The 18057-nt window shown below is 71.6% G+C and carries 18 protein-coding genes; 10 read left to right on the top strand and 8 right to left on the bottom strand.

The features are described 5' to 3' along the window. Nucleotides 1–9 precede the first annotated feature (9 nt). On the top strand, nt 10–1218 hold the full coding sequence (locus tag MYK68_RS06395) for an amidohydrolase (RefSeq protein WP_247867048.1): 1209 nt from the start codon (nt 10–12) through the stop codon (nt 1216–1218). Between the two features lie 13 nt (nt 1219–1231). Here the strand turns inward: MYK68_RS06395 and MYK68_RS06390 are convergent, their stop codons facing one another. Next, nucleotides 1232–1882, bottom strand: a complete 651-nt coding sequence (locus tag MYK68_RS06390) for a DUF2306 domain-containing protein (RefSeq protein ID WP_247867047.1) — start codon at nt 1880–1882, stop codon at nt 1232–1234. A gap of 195 nt (nt 1883–2077) precedes the next feature. On the opposite strand from MYK68_RS06390, the gene MYK68_RS06385 reads away from it, so the two are divergent. After that, nucleotides 2078–2455: an ArsR/SmtB family transcription factor gene (locus MYK68_RS06385; protein WP_247867046.1), complete on the top strand. Its 378-nt coding sequence runs from the start codon at nt 2078–2080 to the stop codon at nt 2453–2455. A 13-nt stretch (nt 2456–2468) separates the two neighbouring features. Beyond that, nucleotides 2469–2960: an SRPBCC family protein gene (locus MYK68_RS06380; RefSeq protein ID WP_247867045.1), complete on the top strand. Its 492-nt coding sequence runs from the start codon at nt 2469–2471 to the stop codon at nt 2958–2960. On the opposite strand, the gene MYK68_RS06375 is transcribed toward MYK68_RS06380, so the two are convergent. Together MYK68_RS06375 and MYK68_RS06370 are read right to left on the bottom strand one after the other, a co-directional pair. Then, nucleotides 2923–4410, bottom strand: coding sequence for an MFS transporter (locus MYK68_RS06375; RefSeq protein ID WP_247867044.1), 1488 nt, complete (start codon nt 4408–4410; stop codon nt 2923–2925). The two genes, MYK68_RS06380 and MYK68_RS06375, sit on opposite strands and share 38 nt — an antisense overlap. 4 nt (nt 4411–4414) lie before the next feature. Next, the gene (locus tag MYK68_RS06370; protein WP_247867043.1) at nt 4415–5818 is read right to left on the bottom strand and encodes an NAD(P)H-quinone dehydrogenase; all 1404 of its coding nucleotides are present in this window, start codon (nt 5816–5818) and stop codon (nt 4415–4417) included. Between the two features lie 106 nt (nt 5819–5924). Between MYK68_RS06370 and MYK68_RS06365 the strand changes: the two genes are divergently transcribed. Continuing rightward, nucleotides 5925–6416 (top strand): gamma-glutamylcyclotransferase family protein, encoded by a 492-nt coding sequence (locus MYK68_RS06365; protein WP_247867042.1) that lies wholly within the window; start codon nt 5925–5927, stop codon nt 6414–6416. 31 nt (nt 6417–6447) lie between these two features. Here the strand turns inward: MYK68_RS06365 and MYK68_RS06360 are convergent, their stop codons facing one another. After that, nucleotides 6448–7629 (bottom strand): amidohydrolase, encoded by a 1182-nt coding sequence (locus MYK68_RS06360; RefSeq protein ID WP_247867041.1) that lies wholly within the window; start codon nt 7627–7629, stop codon nt 6448–6450. After that, entirely contained in the window at nt 7629–8324 is a 696-nt protein-coding gene (locus tag MYK68_RS06355; RefSeq protein WP_247867040.1) for an enoyl-CoA hydratase/isomerase family protein, read from the bottom strand. Before MYK68_RS06355 ends, MYK68_RS06360 begins: the two co-directional genes overlap by 1 nt. Nucleotides 8325–8377: 53 nt before the next feature. Between MYK68_RS06355 and MYK68_RS06350 the strand changes: the two genes are divergently transcribed. Genes MYK68_RS06350 through MYK68_RS06340 form a run of 3 tightly spaced genes read left to right on the top strand, consistent with a single transcriptional unit; the run spans nt 8378 to nt 11471 of the window. Then, the gene (locus MYK68_RS06350; protein ID WP_247867039.1) at nt 8378–9190 is read left to right on the top strand and encodes a purine-nucleoside phosphorylase; all 813 of its coding nucleotides are present in this window, start codon (nt 8378–8380) and stop codon (nt 9188–9190) included. Between the two features lie 56 nt (nt 9191–9246). Then, nucleotides 9247–10731, top strand: coding sequence for a phospho-sugar mutase (locus tag MYK68_RS06345; protein WP_247867945.1), 1485 nt, complete (start codon nt 9247–9249; stop codon nt 10729–10731). Continuing rightward, nucleotides 10728–11471: a hypothetical protein gene (locus tag MYK68_RS06340; RefSeq protein WP_247867038.1), complete on the top strand. Its 744-nt coding sequence runs from the start codon at nt 10728–10730 to the stop codon at nt 11469–11471. The genes MYK68_RS06345 and MYK68_RS06340 overlap by 4 nt, the downstream gene beginning before the upstream one ends. Before the next feature lie 5 nt (nt 11472–11476). On the opposite strand, the gene upp is transcribed toward MYK68_RS06340, so the two are convergent. After that, a complete protein-coding gene (gene upp / locus MYK68_RS06335; protein WP_502798323.1) occupies nt 11477–12121 on the bottom strand; it encodes a uracil phosphoribosyltransferase in 645 nt (214 codons plus the stop codon). 87 nt (nt 12122–12208) lie between these two features. Here upp and MYK68_RS06330 point away from each other — a divergent pair, with 87 nt between their 5' ends. Genes MYK68_RS06330 through MYK68_RS06320 form a run of 3 tightly spaced genes read left to right on the top strand, consistent with a single transcriptional unit; the run spans nt 12209 to nt 14689 of the window. Further along, on the top strand, nt 12209–12508 hold the full coding sequence (locus MYK68_RS06330; RefSeq protein ID WP_247867036.1) for a type VII secretion target: 300 nt from the start codon (nt 12209–12211) through the stop codon (nt 12506–12508). Then, nucleotides 12505–13413 (top strand): C40 family peptidase, encoded by a 909-nt coding sequence (locus MYK68_RS06325; protein ID WP_247867035.1) that lies wholly within the window; start codon nt 12505–12507, stop codon nt 13411–13413. Before MYK68_RS06330 ends, MYK68_RS06325 begins: the two co-directional genes overlap by 4 nt. A 10-nt stretch (nt 13414–13423) precedes the next feature. Then, nucleotides 13424–14689, top strand: coding sequence for a SatS C-terminal domain-containing protein (locus tag MYK68_RS06320; RefSeq protein ID WP_247867034.1), 1266 nt, complete (start codon nt 13424–13426; stop codon nt 14687–14689). Between the two features lie 26 nt (nt 14690–14715). Here MYK68_RS06320 and MYK68_RS06315 read toward each other — a convergent pair whose 3' ends face one another. Beyond that, nucleotides 14716–15834 carry an adenosine deaminase gene (locus tag MYK68_RS06315; protein ID WP_247867033.1) on the bottom strand — a complete coding sequence of 373 codons (1119 nt, stop codon included), beginning with the start codon at nt 15832–15834 and terminating at the stop codon, nt 14716–14718. A gap of 164 nt (nt 15835–15998) precedes the next feature. Then, complete coding sequence (locus MYK68_RS06310) at nt 15999–18035, bottom strand: DUF222 domain-containing protein (protein ID WP_247867032.1); 2037 nt, start codon at nt 18033–18035, stop codon at nt 15999–16001. Nucleotides 18036–18057 lie beyond the last annotated feature (22 nt).

The raw sequence follows: 18057 nt of genomic DNA, 5'->3' as shown, positions 1-18057 counted from the left end.
GCCTGAGACATGACTGACCTGAAAGACATCTACATCGACCTGCACCGGCATCCGGAGCTGGCCGGTCAGGAAGAACGAACGGCGGGCATCGTGGCGGCCGATCTCACCGAGACCGGCTACGAGGTGATCGAGCACATCGGCGGCCACGGCGTGGTGGGGATCCTCCGCAACAACGATGGCCCGGTCGTCTGGCTCAGGGCCGACATGGATGCCCTGCCGGTCGCCGAGAACACCGGGCTGGACTATGCCAGCACCGCGCACGCGGTCGACGCCGACGGCGAGACGGTGCCCGTCATGCACGCGTGCGGGCACGACATGCATGTGACCGCGCTGATCGGTGCCGCCCGCGACCTCGCCGCGAACCGCGACGATTGGTCGGGCACCGTCGTCACCGTCTTCCAGCCGGCCGAGGAGAATCTCTCCGGCGCACGGGCGATGATCGCCGATGACCTCCTCGACCGGGTACCGCGGCCGGACGTCGTGCTCGGCCAGCACGTGGCCCCCGGCCCCGCCGGGATGGTGTTCTACAAGCCGGGTCCGATCCTGGCGGCCAGCGATGCCCTGGAGATCACCCTGTTCGGCAAGGGCGGGCACGGCTCCCGCCCGGAGACCACCGTCGATCCGGTCGTGATGGCCGCGTCGACCATCATGCGGCTGCAGACCATCGTCTCGCGCGAGGTGGCCGCCGGCGATCAGGCCGTGGTCACCATCGGTGTGGTCGAGGCCGGGACCAAGAACAACATCATCCCGGAGACGGCGACGCTGAAGATGTCGGTGCGCACCTACGACCCGGATGTCCGGGACAGCGTGCTCGCCTCCATCACCCGGATCGTGAACGCCGAGGCACAGGCCGCCGGCGCCGAGCGGATGCCGGAGATCACCACCCTCTACGGGGCGCCGGCCACCGTCAACGACGATGACGCCACCGCCAAGGTGGTCGCCTCGTGGACCGAACGCCTCGGCCCGATCGCCCTGCCGGTGCCGCCGGGCACCGGTTCGGAGGACTTCGGGGTCTTCGGCCGCGCGGCCGGCGTGCCGTCGGTGTACTGGTTCCTCGGCGGCGCCGATCCGAAGCTGTTCGCTCCCCCGGCCGAGCTGATGAAGGTACTGGCCGAGTTGCCGTCGAATCACTCGGCCGAGTACGCGCCGGTGATCGAGCCGACGATCACCGTCGGCGCCAAGGCTCTCGTCGCGGCCGCGAAGGCCTGGCTCGGCTGACCGCCGGGCCCGCTCACCGCGGTAGACCCCGGCGCACGATCAGCCACTCGGCGACCACCAGATTGGGCACCCAGCAGAGGAACGGCACGATCAGGTAGGCGGTGCCGAACGGCACCTGTGACGCCGTCAACAGCAGCAGCCAGAGCCGCAGGGTCACGCCCGCGTAGGTGAGCGCGAAGTTCCGCGTCACCGCCGCGCGGTGCGCCGCGACGTCGCCCCGCCGGATCGCCCGATAGCCCAGCGCGCCGGTCGTCAGCCAGAGCAGTGCCAGTACGCCGAAACCGAGTGTCCCGATCAATCCGGCATCCGTGCACGGCGCGATCACCAGACCCGCCAGCCCACCGGCACCGACCGCGGTCAGATAGGCCTTGCCTGTCCAGCGGTGCACTGCGGGCCACCGGGTGCGAAGCCCGCGCCAGAACTGCAGCGGACCCAGGATCAGCGCGCACCCACCGCCGCCGATGTGCGTGTAGAACGCGATCCGGATCGCCGGTGCGGCGTTCACGTAGTTGCCGGCCACGCTGCCCGACGACGAGTCGGCGAGTTCCCGCAGATTCGCCGTCAGGTACGGGGCGACGGCGAACGCGGCGACCGCGAGAGAGGAGAGCAGGACCCAAGTCCACGCGATCCGGCCGGACTCGGCGGCAGTGGCGGAGGTGGTCATCGCGTTCCTGACGGTCGAGGGCGGCCGGACTCGGCTTCGGGTCTCAGCCAATCGGTCGGCCCGTGCGGCGTCGAGAGCCCGCGCGGAAGTTCAGGGTGATCCGCACCGAAGATCGGGGATGCCACGCACGCCGCGAAACGAAACCTCGGCGCTGCCACTCATTGACATACAACCAGATGGTTGTATATTGAGGTGGTGACCGACGAGGACGAGGACCGGGCCGATGCCCTGTTCCACGCCCTGGCCGACCGGACCCGCCGCGACATCCTGCGGCGCGTGCTGGCCGGGGAACACTCGGTCACCGCACTGGCGGAGCACTACGACATGACCTTCGCCGCGGTACAGAAGCACGTCGCCGTCCTCGAACGTGCCGGACTGCTGACCAAACGGCGCAGCGGCCGGCAGCAGATGGCCTCGGGCGACGTCGCCGCTGTGCGGTCGGTGCGCGGCATGCTCGGCGACCTGGAACAGATCTGGCGCGGCCGGATCACCCGGGTCGACGAACTGCTCGCCGCCGATCCCCCGCACCCCGATCCCCCGCATCCCGAATCCACCCCTTCCCCATCACCCTGACCAGGAGCCCGTCATGCCCGTCATCGATGTCACCCACGACCCCGACACCTTCACCCTGACCATCACCGCCGAGTTCGCCGCCCCGCGCGAGCGGGTCTGGCAGATCTACGCCGACGCCCGGCAGCTGGAACGCATCTGGGGCCCGCCCAGTCACCCCGCGACCTTCGTCGAGCACGACCTGACGCCCGGCACCCTCTGCACGTACTACATGACCGGCCCGGACGGCGAGCGGTTCGGCGGCTGGTGGCGGATCACCGCGGTCGACGCCCCGAACTCGTTCGCCTTCGACGACGGGTTCGCCGACGCCAACCTGAACCCGGTCGCCTCGATGCCGGTCTCGAAGAACGTCTACACGTTCACCGAGCACGACGGCGTCACGCGCGCGGTCTACACCGGGACGTACACCGACGCCGAGAGCCTGCAGAAGGTGCTCGACATGGGCATGGTCGAGGGCGCGACGTCGGCCATCAACCAGATCGACGAGCTTCTCGCCGCCGAACGATAGGCGGCACGTCGCTAACGGCCGGTGCCGGGGGCGGCCCGGAACGACGCGCCACGGTGAACTCGCGCACCGCGATACCGACGGCCACCACACCGATCACGGCGTAGCCGAAGCTGAGCACCCGCGCCGAGCCTAGCAGCGACGGCCCGCCAAGAGCGACCAGCAGACCGGCCAGCGCCGACCCGAAGGCCGTCGCGATCAGCTGCGCGGTGTTCATCCCGGCCGACACCCGCGCGGCCTCGCGCGGCTGGGCCGCCACCTTGAGTCCGGCGGTGAGCCAGTGTGCCATCGCCATGCCGATCCCGCAGCCGGAGACGAACAGCGCCAGGTACCAGCCCGCCTGGATCGCGCCCGACGGCGCCGCGATCTGCAGGGCGCCGTAGCCGAGGAGGCCCGCCGACACCGTCAGCGGCCCCGCCACCCGCACCAGCTTCTTCCCGCGATCGCCGTCGACGTTCGAGCTGGCGATGGAACCGACGGTCCAGCCCCACGAGATCGCCGCCCCGAGGAAGCCGGCGACCAGCGGCGACATCCCGCCCAGCCGCTGACCGAACAGCGGAATGAAGGTCTCGATGGTCGAGGCGAGGGTGAGCACGGCGATCGAGGCGTAGATCCAGCGCAACGGCGAACGCCCGCGATACGTCGACTCGGGCAGCACACGCGGCCCCGACGTCGTCCGTTCCCGGATCACGAATGCCGCGGCCACCCCCGAGGCGGCGACCACCAGGACCGCGACCAGCAGCGGTGACGACTCGATCGAGGCGACGCTCACCAGCAGCGCAGCGCTCGCCAGCAGCACCAGCGCCAGCCAGGGCACGCCCTCGCCGGGCGACTCGCCCCGCGACGCCGCCGCCGGCAGCGAGGTGAGAGTGAGCACCGCGAGCGCCACCGATCCCACGGCCAGGAAAACGAACGCACCGCGCCACCAGCCGATCTGCGCGAAGAATCCGCCGATCACCGGGCCGAGGAGATTGCCGACGCCCCACATCGCCGACATCAGCGCCACCGCCCGCTGCCACAACTGCTCCGGCAGCACCAGACGGAGCACCGCGAAGCCCAGGCCGGCCAGTAACCCGGCCGCGAGCCCCTGCACGCAGCGGCCCACCAGCATGACGGGCATGGTGGGCGCGGCCGCGGTGATCACGGTGCCGGCCGCGAAGACCCCGAAGCCCAGCAGATACGACGACCTGCCGCCCAGTCGTTCGAGCGAGCGGCTCACCAGCATCGAGCTGATCACCGCGGAGACCACGAAGACGGTCATCGTCCACGCGTACAGCTTCTCGCCGCCGATCTCGGCGACGGCACTCGGCAGCAGACTCGTCGTCACATAGGTGTTGGTCGCGAACAGGCCGACGCCGCCGGCCAGCACGATCACCGGCGCACGGTGATCGCGGTGGAAGAGCCGGCGCCACGTGCCGGCCTGCCCGTTCCCGGGCGCCTGGCCCGGAGTCACCGGGTCAGTCGAGGTCGTCGTGCCGCACCAGCTGGCGCGCGGCCTCAGTGATCGACCCGGTCAGCGACGGATACACCGAGAAGGTGTGTGCCAGGTCGGAGACCTGCAGCTTGTTCTCCACGGCGAGCGCGATCGGCAGGATCAGCTCGGACGCGTTCGGCGACACGATGACGCCGCCGATCACCACACCCGTCGCGGGGCGGCAGAAGATCTTGACGAAGCCGCGTCGCAGGCCGCTCATCTTGCCCCGCGGATTGGTCGCCAGCGGCAGCATGACCGTGCGCGCGGGGTACTCCCCGGCGTCGATCGCCTTCTGCGAGACGCCGACGGTGGCGATCTCCGGCCGGGTGAAGATGGCCGAGGCCACGGTCTTCAGCCGGAGCGGGCTCACGCCCTCGCCCAGCGAGTGGTACATCGCGATGCGGCCCTGCATGGCGGCCACCGAGGCCAGCGGCAGCAGTCCGGTGCAGTCGCCGGCCGCGTAGATCCCCGGCACCGAGGTGCGCGAGACGCGGTCGACGGTGATGTAGCCGCCGCGGTCGGTGGCCACCCCGGCACCGGCCAGACCGAGGTGCGCGGTGTTCGGGATCGAGCCCACCGTCATCAGCACGTGCGAGCCGGTCACCGTCCGGCCGTCGGCCAGTTCCACGGTCACCTCGTCGCCCCGGCGCGTCACCCGGTCGGCGCGGGCGTGCTTGATCAGGGTGACGCCGCGCTCGGCGAACGCCTCTTCCAGGACCAGTGCCGCATCCTCGTCCTCGTGCGGGAGCACGCGGTCACGGCTGGACACCAGGGTCACCTTCACGCCGAGCTCGGTGTAGGCGTGGACGAATTCCGCGCCGGTCACACCGGAACCGACGACGATCAGGTGCTCGGGCAGCTCGTCCAGGTCGTACAGCTGCCGCCAGCTGAGGATGCGCTCGCCGTCCGGCTTCGCGTCGGGCAGCTCGCGCGGGGAGGCGCCGGTCGCGATGAGCACCACGTCGCCCTCCAGGGTTTCCGTGGACCCGTCCGCATGCGTCGCGATCACCTCGTGAGCGCCGTTGCCCGGCTGCGTCGCGGAGAGCGCGCCGTACGCGTTGATGATGCGCACGCCCTCGCTGACCAGGCGCGCCCGGATGTCCGCGGACTGCGCGAAGGCGAGATCCTTCACCCGCTGGTGGATCTGCGGGAGGGTGACCAGCGCGGACCCGGCGTCGATGTCGATGCCGAGATCATGCGCCTTGCGGACCTCGGTGCGCACCCCGGTCGACGCGATGAAGGTCTTGCTCGGCACGCAGTCGAACAGCACGCAGGCGCCGCCGATCCCGTCCGAGTCGATCAGCGTGATGTCGGCGCCGTAGGCCGCTCCGGCGAGCGCCGCCTCATAGCCGGCGGGCCCGCCTCCGATGATCACGATCCGCGCCACGACACCACTCCTCGACTTCCACACCAATATGTCCGCGTCCAACTTATCCGGTGGCGCGGATGGACGCGCAGTTCCGTCCGCCGCGGGGATCACCTAGGCTTTTCGCGTGCCCATCTATGCCGCGTATGCGTCGAACATGGACCCCGCACAGATGTTGCAGCGGGCTCCGCACTCGCCGATGTCGTCCACCGGCTGGCTGCACGGCTGGCGACTGACGTTCGCCGGCGACGACATCGGCTGGGAGGGCTCGCTGGCCACCGTCACCGAGGACCGGGACGACCCCGACGCGCGGGTCTTCGTGGTGCTCTACGACGTCCCGCCCGAGGACGAGGCCAACCTCGACCGCTGGGAGGGCACCGAACTCGGTGTGCACCGGAAGATCCGGGCCCGCGTCGACACCCCGAACGGCCCGGTGCTCGCCTGGCTGTACGTGATCGACGGCTACGAGGGTGGGCTGCCGTCGGCCCGCTATCTCGGCGTGATGGCCGACGCCGCCGAGATCGCCGGAGCCCCGGGCGACTACGTGGAGCGGCTGCGCCTGCACGAGGCGCGCAACGTGGGGCCCGGTCCCGACGACCCGCTCGACAACCAGTCCTGACCCACCGCCGCGGGATGCGCGGCGGGAATGCTCAGGGCAGCGGGCCGCCGTGCAGGACCGTGCCCGCGAGCGTGGCGATGCCGACGGCGAGGGCGCGCTCGTCGATGTCGAAGTTCGGCTGATGCAGGTCGCACTGCGGGCCGGTCCCCGACCAGACGCCCAGCCGCGCCATCGCGCCGGGGACGTGCTCCAGGTACCAGGCGAAGTCCTCGCCGCCCGGGGACTGCGGGGTGTCGACCTCGGCCGCGGGGTCCATCGCGGCCACCGATCGTCGCAGCATGCCGACGCTGCCCTCGTCGTTCACCACCGGCGGGACGCCCCGCACGTAGGTCAGGTCGTAGCTGACGCCGAGCGGTGCGACCAGTTCGCCGACGACGCTGCGCACCAGCGGCTCCATGTCGTCCCAGATCGCGTGGTCGCCGGTGCGGACGGTGCCGCGCAGCCGCCCCTCCTGCGGGATCGCGTTGGGGGCGTCACCGGAATGCACCGCGCCCCAGCTCATCACGGTGCCCGAACGCGGATCGATGCGGCGGGCCAGGACGCCGGGCAGACCGGTGATGAGCGTGCCCATCGCGTAGATGAGGTCGCTGGTCAGGTGCGGACGCGAGGTGTGGCCGCCCGGACCGCGCAGGTGCACCTCGAGCCGGTCGGCGGCCGAGGTGAGCGGCCCGGACCGCAGCCCGACGGTACCGACCTGCAGGTGCGGATCGCAGTGCAGCGCGAAGATGCGCGCCAGGCCGTCGGTGACGCCGGCGTCGATCGCGTCGAGCGCACCGCCCGGCATCACCTCCTCGGCGGCCTGGAAGATCAGGCGCACCCCGAACGGCAGGTCGGTGCGGCCGGCCAGCAGGCAGCCGACGCCCATCAGGATCGCGCTGTGCGCGTCGTGCCCGCACGAGTGCGAGACGCCGTCGACGCGCGAGGTGAACGGCAGACCGGTCTGCTCCGGGATCGGCAGCCCGTCGAGGTCGGCGCGCAGGCCGATGCGCGGCCGGTCGGCCGGTCCGAAGTCGCACACCACGCCGGTGCCCTTGGGCAGCACGACGGGCGAGAGCCCCGCGCCGGTGAGCACGTCGACGACCTTCGCCGTCGTGGCGAACTCGGCCATCGAGAGCTCCGGGTTCGCGTGGATCTCGCGGCGCCAGGCGATCACCCGGCCGAGGTTCGCCTCGAGCCAGGCACTGATTCCGGCGTCGACTCCTCCGGCGGTCATCAGAGCAGAGACGGCGGCGTCGGCACGGCGAGGGCCTCCAGCAGCGGGCCGCGCAGGCCGCGCTTGATGGTCGCCTGGTTCGGGCCGACCAGCCCGGCGCGCTCGCGGGCCACCTCGCGGGCGCGGTCCAGCAGCGACTCCACCCCGACGGACTCGTCCACGGCTCCGGCGGCGACCGCATCGGCGGCGCCGTAGCGGCGCGAGGTCAGCATCGCCTCGGTGGCCGTGGCGTCCGGAGTGCGGGTGCGCACGAGGGCGGCCATACCGCGGGTGAAAGGCATGGTCAGGGCGGCCTCGGGCAACGACCAGAAGCCCCGCTCGGTCCGCATCACCCGGTGGTCGGCGCAGAGGACCAGCATGGCGCCGGCCCCGAAGGCGTGGCCGTTGACGGCGGCGATCGTCGGGGCCGGAAGGGTCAGCACCCGGGTGTACAGCGCATGGACGCGATCGAGGTACGCCGGAAGCTCGCCCGGTGCCGCGGCGACGTAGTCGGTATCGAGACCGTTGCTGAAGAACTTTCCGGTCGCGCTGAGGATGATCGGCTTGTTCGCGGCGACGGCCTCGTCGAGGGTGGCGCCCACGGCGTCGAGCCACGCCGGCGAGAAGCGATTCTCCGGATTGTTCTCATCGAGTTCGACGCCCGCGGTGCCCAGGAAGACCTCGGCGGCGTCGTCGGTCACGTTCAGATACGGCATGGCAGAGACTCTATCGCTGCTCGATCCACCCCTTGCCCTTTAGGGTGATCACCATGGACCCCACCGTCGATCCAGACGCCGCGGCCGCCGCGGCGGCGGCCACCATCTCCGCCGAAACCGACTGCGGCAGACACGATGTCGCGATCGTCCTCGGCTCCGGATGGGCGCCGGCCGCGGACGCCCTCGGGCCGCCGGTCGCCGAGGTCCCGATGTCCCGGCTGCCCGGCTTCACGCCGCCGACCGCGCAGGGTCACCGCGGCACCGTGCGCTCGGTCCGGATCGGCACCAAGCGGGTCCTGGTCCTGCTGGGACGGGTCCACGCCTACGAGGGTCACCACCTGGCCCGGGTGGTCCACCCGGTCCGGACCGCGGCCGCCGCCGGCTGCCACACCGTGGTGCTGACCAACGCCGCCGGCGGGATCGCCCCGGGACTGCGGGTCGGCGAACCCGTCCTCATCAGCGACCAACTCAACCTGACCGGCCGCTCCCCGCTGTCCGGCGCACAGTTCGTGAACATGGTCGACGCCTACGCGCCCGCCCTGCGCGCACTGGCCCGCTCCGTCGACCCGGACCTGCGGGAGGGCGTGTACGCGGGACTGCCCGGCCCGCAGTACGAGACCCCGGCGGAGATCCGGATGCTCGGCGCCGTCGGCGCCGACCTGGTGGGCATGTCCACGGTGCACGAGACGATCGCGGCACGGGCCGCCGGCATCGACGTCATGGGCATCTCACTGGTGACCAACCTCGCCGCGGGCATCACCGGCGAGCCGCTGAATCACGCCGAGGTGCTGGCGGTCGGCGCGGCGTCGGCGAGCCGGATGGGTGAGCTGCTGGCCGACGTCGTGGCCGCGATGGACTCGCGGTGACGCTCCACTTCGGCACCGCCGGCCTGCGCGGACCGGTCGGCGACGGCCCGGACGCCATGAACGTCGAGACCGTCACCCGGGCCACCGCGGGCCTCGCGGACTGGCTGCGCCGGCGCCACGCGGCGGGCGGCGCCGTCGTCGTCGGACGCGATGCGCGCCACGGTTCCGAGGACTTCTTCGCGGCGACGACGCAGACCTTCGCCGCCGCCGGCTTCGACGTCGTCGCCCTGCCCGTACCCGGCCCCACCCCGCTCGTGGCCTTCGCAACCCGCCGGCTCGGGGCGGTGGCCGGGGTGATGATCACCGCCTCGCACAACCCGCCGCGCGACAACGGCTTCAAGGTGTACCTGGACGGCGGCGCGCAGCTGATCGAGCCGGCCGACCGCGAGATCGAGGCGTGCATCGCGGCGGCCCCGCCCGCCGCGGACATTCCACGCGTACCCGTCGAGCCCGACGCCCGGGCCCGCGCCGTCCGCGACGACTACCTGGCCCGGCTCGACGCGCGCTTCGGCGCGCCGGAGACCACCCCGCTGCGGATCGCGCTGACCCCGCTGCACGGTGTGGGCGGCGCGCTCGCCGTCGAGGCCCTGCGGCGCAGCGGATTCGGCGATGTCCACGTCGTCGCCGCACAGGCCGAACCGGATCCCGACTTCCCCACCGTCGCCTTTCCCAACCCAGAGGAGCCCGGCGCCACGGACCTGCTGCTGTCGCTGGCCGCCGACCGCCGCGCCGACCTGGCGATCGCCCTCGACCCGGACGCCGACCGGTGCGCCGTCGGCGTACCCGGCCGCGACGGCGAATGGCGGATGCTGACCGGCGACGAGACCGGCGCCCTGCTCACCGCTGCGATCCTCGACGAGCGGCAGGCCGCCGGCCGGCACGGCCGCGCACCGGTGGTGGCGTCGTCGATCGTGTCCGGCACTCTCGCCGGCGCGATCGCCGAGGCGCGCGGCGCGCGCTCGGTGCGCACGCTGACCGGTTTCAAATGGCTGGTGCAGGCCGGGGAACCGCTGGTCTACGCCTATGAGGAGGCGCTCGGGCACTGCGTCGACCCGGATGCCGTCCGCGACAAGGACGGCATCAGCGCCGCGGTGGCCCTGGCACGACTCGCCGCGGCCCGCACGCGGGCCGGCAGCGATCTGGCGGCCGCGCTGGAGGAACTGATGACCGCCTACGGCCGGCGGGTCACCGCGCAGCGGAGTCTGCGTGTCGAACGGCAGGCGGACCTCGCGGCCCTGATGGCCGGGCTGCGCCGCGACCCGCCTGCCGCGCTCGCGGGTGTGCCGGTCGTCGTGGCTGATCTGGCCGCCGGCGGCCCCGGTCCGCACACCGACGCCGTAGAATTGGCCGGTCGTGATCGGTCGGGGATCACCGTGCGGATCGTCGCCCGCCCGAGCGGGACCGAACCGAAACTCAAGTACTACGGGGAGGCGGCCGTACCGCCTGGGGACCAGCGGCCCGCGGAGGCGCTCGCCGGACTGCTGTCGGCGGTCCTGGCCGGGCTTCCGGACGGGACGCTGTCAGAGAGGGGAACGCCGTGACCGACCCGAATCATCCGCATCCGTACGAACCGACCCAGATCGGGCCGACATCCGACGCGTACACGCAGCCGCAGAGCGCGCCGCCGCCGTACAGCGGCGACTACACCCAGCCGCACGCCTACCCGGCCGGGTATCCCGGCGCGTACCCGGGCGGCTATCCCCCGCAGCGCCCGAACCGGACGCCGCAGATCCTCGCCGGCCTCGCCGCGGGGGTCGCGGCCGTCGCGGTGATCGTGCTGATCGTCGTCGCCCTGCGCGGCGGATTCGGCGGCCATCAGAAGAACGACGACGCCGCGCAGCCCGGCGCGGTCACCACGGTGACCGAGCACCGGCCGGGCGGCACCGCCGCGGAGACCACCGTGCCGCCCGCGACGACCACCGTGACCACCACGCCCCCGACGGTGGTCACCGGCTCCCCGGTCTCGGTGACCGGCGCGGACATCCACGGCTTCTACTCCGGCCCGCGCTGCAACGTCGGCGAGGACCCGGCGGTCTTCATCGGCCGCACCAACCGCTCCCTCGTCGTGATCTGCCAGGTCGGCGACCAGACCGGGCGCTACTACTACAAGGGCTACGCCGACGGGAACACCATCGAGGTCGGGTATCCGACGCGCTCGGGGTCGTCGTTCACCGCGACCAACGGGGCCACCCAGTACCTCGTGTCGCCGTCCGCGCTGGTCATCACCGACGGCGGCAGCACCGTGGCGAACGAGCCGATGCTGGACTCCTGGGTGAACTGAGCCCGTCAGAAGTTCCGCGGGCCGAACAGCCGGTCGCCGGCATCGCCGAGGCCCGGCACGATGTACGACTGCTCGTTGAGGCCGTCGTCGATCGCGCCGATCACCAGCCGCAACCGGCGAGGCGAGCGGGTGGCGGCGGCTTCCCGCAGCGCCGCCACGCCCTCCCGCGCGCCGATCACGCAGATCGCGGTCACGTCGTCGGCGCCGCGCCGGTCCAGGACCTCCAGGGTGTGCCGCATCGATCCGGCGGTCGCCAGCATCGGGTCGAGCACCAGGACGGGACGTCCGGACAGGTTCTCCGGGAGGGACACCAGGTATTCGTGCGGCCGGGCGGTCTGCTCGTCGCGGGCGACGCCGACGAACCCGACCTGCGCCTCCGGGAGCAGGTTCATCGCCGCGTCCAGCATGCCCAGACCGGCGCGCAGGACGGGCACCAGCAGCGGCGGCCGGGCGAGTTCAGCGCCCTCGAACGGCCCGATCGGCGTGTTCACCATGACCGGCGCGGTGTCGTGCTCGGCCGTCGCCGCGTAGATCAGGTGCGACGACAGCTGCGTCAGAAGTGTCCGGAACTGCGCATTCGGGGTGCGCTCATCGCGCAGCGCGGTGAGTCGTGTCCGGACCAACGGGTGGTCCACCACGGTCAGTTCCAGGGTTCCGTCGTCCATGGCGAGCAAGCGTAACGCGACGCGCCGCGGGAGAAAGTGGAACCGAACGGGACGCTGGCGCGTCAAAACACCATGAAGAATCTCTCAGTCTCACCGCCCGTCCTGTCCACCGTCGCCGGCCGGCACTCCAGCGCCGCCGGCCTGATCGCCGATCGCGCCGTCGCCGAACGGTTCGACGCCGCCACGCTCGCGCCGACCTTCGGCCTGATCGGCGCGCCCTTCCTGGCCGCGCTGTCGGCCGCCCTGCACGCCCGCACCGGGCGGCTCGACGACCTCGCCCGGGCGCATGCCGGCCAGGCCGCGAACACGCTGACCGGGGCGGCGGCCTACGCCGCCGCCGACACCGCCGGTGGACGGGAGATGCGAGCATGAGTTTCGAGTTCCTCATCGCGCCACTGCGGACGCTGATCGCGACGCTCGGCACCGGTGATCTCCCTGCCGGCGGTCCGGTCGGCGCCCTGACCGCCTCGGGTCCCGCCCTCGGCTGGGCCGCCGCTCTGGCCGGCCGCGCGGCCGCCGACACCGCGGCCGGCTGGACCGGCACGGGCGGGACTGCCGCGGGCACCTTGAGCACCGCCACCGGTAAGGCCGATGCGGCCGTCGGCGACGACGGCGCGGACATCGCCGCCCTCGTCGGCTCCGCGGCACGGCGGGTGAAGGCGGCCAACACCGAACTCAACGCGCTCGCCGACGGGTTCGTCGCGGCCGCCGGCGCCGCGGTTCCGTCGCTCACTCCGGCCGCTCTGCTCACCCTGGTGCCGCTCGCCGCGAGCTACCTCGCTCGCGGGCTCGCCGTCGTCCATCGCACCCAGTCCGAGCTGGCCGGCGACACCGCCGGGCTCGCCCGGCACCAGGCCCCGGCGACGATCACGTCGACCACCCCGGGCGCGGTGCCGATCCGGCTCCCGGACGGGTCGGTGGCGTACGCGCCCAATCAGCGGGCGGCGACGGCGGTCCGTGCCGCACTGAGCCAGCGTGGCGTCCCGTACGTGTGGGGCGGCACCACGCCGGCCGGCTTCGATTGCAGCGGGCTCACGCAATGGGCCTACCGGCAGGCCGGACTCGAGCTCCCCCGGCTCGCGCAGGACCAGGACACCGCCGGTTTCCGGGTCTCGCAGTCGGACTTGCGGCCGGGCGATCTCGCGGTCTGGAGCGGCCACGTCGCGATGGTCATCGGCAACGGCCAGATGGTCGAGGCCGGAGATCCGGTACAGGTCAGTGCCATTCGCACCGCGAATCTGGACCAGCAGTTCGAAGGCTTCTACCGGCCCCGGTAGTCTCATGCGCATGGCCGGAGACATCGTCCCCATCGAGCTCGGACTCACCGATGGCAACCTGTTCACCCTGTGGGCCCCGCGCTGGCGCGAAGGCGACGACGAGTGGGAGGCCTTCCTCGGGCTCGAGGAGGACCTCTACGGGTTCGATTCGGTCGCCGCGCTGGCCGCGTTCGTCCGCACCGACGACGACAACGACCTGGCCGATCATCCCCAGTGGGACACGGTCCGGAAGCTCAAGGCCGAGGAACTGATCCCGGACGACAAGCACAGCTACGACCTGATCGGCGTGCCGGAGCTGGCCGCCGAGGATCCGCGCGGCGAGGTGATCGCGGAGCTCGAGAACGCCCTGGAGATCACCCGCATCATCGGTGAGGTCTGCGAGCTGACCCCGGTCACCAAGTTCTTCACCGCCAACCCCATCCTGGGCGCCGTCACCGTCGGCACCGACAACTTCCACGGCCGCGAGGGCGTGGACCTGTGGGTGCGTATCGGCCGCCTGATCGCCAAGCACTGGGACGACGTGATCGACGCGCTCGACGACGTCGTCACCACCCCCGAGGTCGACGCCGAGGCCCTCGTCGTCGCCGAGGACGAGCTGGATGCCGCCGCCTCCGCCGAGGACGAGGACGAGCCGGAGTTCGAGCCGGTGGATCCGCTCAGCGACGACGAGGACACCGACGACGAGCAGGACGACGCGGACGACCTCGACGAGGAAGACGAGGACGAGGGCTTCTGGGCCGAGGTCGGCATCGACCCGATCCGGATCTTCACCGACGAGGGCGAGTTCCTCACGCTGCGCTGCTACGTGGGCGACAAGCCGGTCTTCCTGGGGGGCAAGGGCACCATCTACGGATTCAGCTCCGAGCGCGCCCTCACCCGCTACCTGGCCGAATCCAACAGCCATGAGCTCGCGCGCGTGTCCACCTACGACGAGGTCCAGTCGATGGCGAACGCCGGCGAACTGACCTACGACGTGCTGCCGGAGAACGAGTACGCGCTGCCCGGCATCGACGAGGACATGCTCGAAGGTCCCCGCCGCGTCGACAGCCGCCAGCTCGATCTGGCCGTCGAACTGCTCACCGACGCCGCCGACTTCGCCGGGATCGACACCGTCGACGAGGCGCTGCGCACCACCACGCCGCTCGGCTGGTTCGTCGACTACGCCATCAAGCCGGACCCGAACCGGCTCGCCCCGTCCGGTCCGTTCGACAACGAGTCCGAGTCGTGGCGCGCCCTGGTCGGCGACTTCGAGGAGCGCCTGGTCCGCCGCGGCTGACCCCGATCGAGCGGAGTGTCGCCGGCTTAGCCGAGGAGCACCGCGTACCCGGGCTTGATCACGTCGTCGATCAGCGCGAGCCGCTGGTCGAAGTGCAGGAACGCCGACTTCATCGCGTTGACGGTGAACCGCTCGAAGTCGGCCCAGCCGTAGCCGAAGGCGTCGTGCAGCACGGTGAACTCGCGGCTCATGGTGGTGTTGCTCATCAGCCGGTTGTCGGTGTTCACCGTGACCCGGAAGCGCAGTCGGGCCAGCACGTTGAAGGGATGCTCGGCGATCGACGCCACCGCGCCGGTCTGCACGTTGCTGCTCGGGCACAGTTCGAGCGGGATCCGCTTGTCCCGCACGTAGTCGGCGATCGGTCCGAGCACCGCACCGGAGTAGTCGTGCTGGTCGGGTGACGACCCCGGCGGCAGCGTGATGTCGTCGATGACGCGGACGCCGTGGCCGAGCCGGTCGGCACCGCAGAAGGCGATCGCCTCGTGGATCGACGGCAGCCCGAACGCCTCACCCGCGTGGATGGTGAAGTGGGAGTTCTCGCCCCGCAGGTACTCGAACGCGTCGAGATGCCGCGACGGCGGGTTGCCCGCTTCGGCCCCCGCGATGTCGAATCCGACCACGCCGCGATCCCGGAACCGGATTGCCAGCTCGGCGATCTCCCGCGACCGCGCGGCATGCCGCATCGCGGTCAGCAGGCACCGCACGACGATCGGCCGCCCCGCGTCGCGGGACAGTTCCTCGCCCTCGGCGAATCCGAGCAGCACCGCCTCGACCACCTCGTCGAGGCTCATCCCCCGCTCGGTGTGCAGTTCCGGGGCGAACCGGATCTCCGCGTACACCACCCCGTCGGCCGACAGGTCCTCCGCGCATTCGCGGGCCACCCGGGTCAGCGAGTGCGGGGTCTGCATGACGGCGACGGTGTGCGTGAAGGTCTCCAGATAGGTCTCCAGCGAGCCGGAGTCGGCGGCCGTGGCGAACCAGGTGGCGAGCGCGTCGGAGTCGTCGGCGGGCAGGGCGTCGTAGCCGTTCTCGCGGGCCAGGTCCAGCACGGTCGAGGGCCGCAGCCCGCCGTCGAGGTGGTCGTGCAGAAGCACCTTGGGTGCGAGTCGGCAGGAGTCCAGGGTGATCGCTTCGGGGATGGCCATGGCCCCACGGTAGCCGCGCCGGACCGGCCCCGGCCGCCGCGCATCGGCAGGTCCGGTGATATCCACCCGGGCGCCACCGCCCGTTCCCCGGCCCGACGCTCCCCCGCCACGCCGAACGGTGACGGTCGAGCGGAGTCGAGGCCACTCGTTCTGGCCGGGGCCGGTCAGAACGGTGGTGGTCCGGCGGCCTCGGCGGCGCGTGCGTGTTCTCGGCGCAGGCGGGTGCGTTCGGTGCGGCGCCAGGCGTGTTTGTAGGCGGTGGCCGCCCGCAGACCGCCCCTGGGTGTGTATCCGCCCTCGTTCCCGGGGCCTGCCGGTACGTGTGGGCCGGGTTCGGGTGGTGCTTGGGACTGGTGGGCACACCTCACCCCGGTGAGCTGGGGGAACAGCCACTGGTTCGGTGCGCGGGTCTCGAACGTCATGCCGTGGACGGTGATCGCGGTCCAGACGGTGCCGTCGTCGTCGATCCACTGCTCATCGACCCACCCGTCTGCGGGGTTCGACGCGCCGAGGCGGGTTTTCAGGAGGCGATGACGCTGACACTTGGGGTTGACATTGCACAAACAGGTCGAGCCGCCCGAGGCCGGGCACACCTGGTCGTATTCCTCGCAGTGATCCAACTCGCAGCGCCACGCCGGCTGGTGACAGCCCGGGATCGTGCACGTGCCGAACAGGGCGCGGACCAGGACGTCCAGGGCCGCGGTCGGCCGGTAGGGGTCGCCGGGCTGGGCGCCGCCGGTCAGGAACGCGGCCGGAGCCGCGCCGTGGGCACCGCTGTCGTCTCCGGTGCTATCGGTGCTATCGGTGCTGTTGGTGGTGTCTCGGTGTTGTTCGTCGGTGGCGGTGCTGCTCGACTCCGCCGCGCCGGAATCGGTGGCGCGGCCGGAACCTGCACGGCCCGCGCCATCAGCGTGGTCGTGACCGTCAACCTGCTCGTCGCCGTGGTCGTGCTCGTGCTTGTGCTCGTCGGGTGGCCGGATCTCGGCCGCGGGACCGGGGCTGCCAGTGGCCTCGGTGTCCGCGCCGTGCTGGGCCGCGGTGCCGGCCGGGTTGTCACCGGTCGCCACGGACCCGGCCATCGTATCGAGACCTCGACCAGCATGGAGTCCACTCGATCGGCGGGAAGACGCGTCAGGCCCCGCTGCCGTTGCCGTTGCTGTTGCTGTTGCCGCCGAGTGTGGGGTCAGGAGTTTGTCCAGGTCGAGGTCCCGCACCAGTGCGTCGGGGCGGCGGGTGAGGTCGCGGGCATGGTCGGCGCTGATCGGGCCGTGACCATCGAGGAACCCGGGCTGATCGTCCTGCCCGGTCAGGGTGGACTTGCGGCACACCGCGTGCACGATGATCCGTGCCTGCCGCTCAGAAATCTGCGCGTCGGTCAGGGTCGCGGTGCAGGTGGTCTTGTCCGGGCAGGCACAGGTGAACGGTAATCCCCGTAGACACGCGATCGCCGCCGCCGACCGCCGCGCCCCCATGGTGCGGGGGTCATTCGGGCAGACCCCGGCGACCATCGCCTCCACCGCCTCATAGGCCAGGCGAGTCTCCTCGGCGTCAGCGGTGACATGAATCCCGCCCAGCCCTTCCGCGTAGTCGCGCCGGGTGACATTCTTCCGGCGCTGTGCCTTCTCGTGTCGTTTCCGGCTCGCCTCGGCGTCATGGGTGGTGGCGATCCGGTCGGCGATCTGCCCGGCCGCCTTCACCGAGACATGCCCCGCCCGAGCCAGGGCCGTGGCGAGGTCGTCATCGACCCGCTCCATCACGCCGCGCTCATCAACGATGTCGGTGCGGTCGACCACCGTCACGAACATCTCCGGCGAGATCACAGCCTCCCGCAACAGGTCCGCCGTCTTCGGGAGACGCTCTGACGCGGCGATCGCGACGCCGACCAGAGTCCGGGCAGCGCGCCGGTTCCCGGCGAACACGATCGCGAACACCTCCACGGCCTGCGTGTACGGATCGAACAAGTCCTTCTGCTCTTCCCCGCCGCACACCCGGTCATCGAGTGCGGCGAGGGTGATGTCGAGGAACTGGCCGATCGCATGGATCTGCTGCCAATACAGGAACGCCTGACCCCGCCACGCCGCCTCGGCATACACGATCCACTCGCGACACTGCGTCTTCTCATCGTCAGCGGCGTCGGGGGCGACCATCCCGGCCGGAGTGAAGTCCATAGCCGTCCAGCGGGCGGCGAATACATCGGTCACCGGTCTCACCCCCTTGCCCCGA

The organism is Gordonia sp. PP30, from assembly GCF_023100845.1.
Classification (GTDB): Bacteria; Actinomycetota; Actinomycetes; order Mycobacteriales; family Mycobacteriaceae; genus Gordonia.
The sequence above is the reverse complement of the archived record's forward strand: the minus strand, read 5'-3'. Positions and strand labels throughout refer to the sequence as shown.

Coding starts and splice junctions, on each gene's coding strand:
- MYK68_RS06330 (WP_247867036.1), top strand. CDS start 12,209: ATGAAGAATCTCTCAGTCTCACCGCCCGTCCTGTCCACCGTCGCCGGC.
- MYK68_RS06350 (WP_247867039.1), top strand. CDS start 8,378: ATGGACCCCACCGTCGATCCAGACGCCGCGGCCGCCGCGGCGGCGGCC.
- MYK68_RS06325 (WP_247867035.1), top strand. CDS start 12,505: ATGAGTTTCGAGTTCCTCATCGCGCCACTGCGGACGCTGATCGCGACG.
- MYK68_RS06320 (WP_247867034.1), top strand. CDS start 13,424: ATGGCCGGAGACATCGTCCCCATCGAGCTCGGACTCACCGATGGCAAC.
- MYK68_RS06345 (WP_247867945.1), top strand. CDS start 9,247: ATGAACGTCGAGACCGTCACCCGGGCCACCGCGGGCCTCGCGGACTGG.
- MYK68_RS06315 (WP_247867033.1), bottom strand. CDS start 15,834: ATGGCCATCCCCGAAGCGATCACCCTGGACTCCTGCCGACTCGCACCC.
- MYK68_RS06355 (WP_247867040.1), bottom strand. CDS start 8,324: ATGCCGTATCTGAACGTGACCGACGACGCCGCCGAGGTCTTCCTGGGC.
- MYK68_RS06360 (WP_247867041.1), bottom strand. CDS start 7,629: ATGACCGCCGGAGGAGTCGACGCCGGAATCAGTGCCTGGCTCGAGGCG.
- MYK68_RS06395 (WP_247867048.1), top strand. CDS start 10: ATGACTGACCTGAAAGACATCTACATCGACCTGCACCGGCATCCGGAG.
- MYK68_RS06380 (WP_247867045.1), top strand. CDS start 2,469: ATGCCCGTCATCGATGTCACCCACGACCCCGACACCTTCACCCTGACC.
- MYK68_RS06390 (WP_247867047.1), bottom strand. CDS start 1,882: ATGACCACCTCCGCCACTGCCGCCGAGTCCGGCCGGATCGCGTGGACT.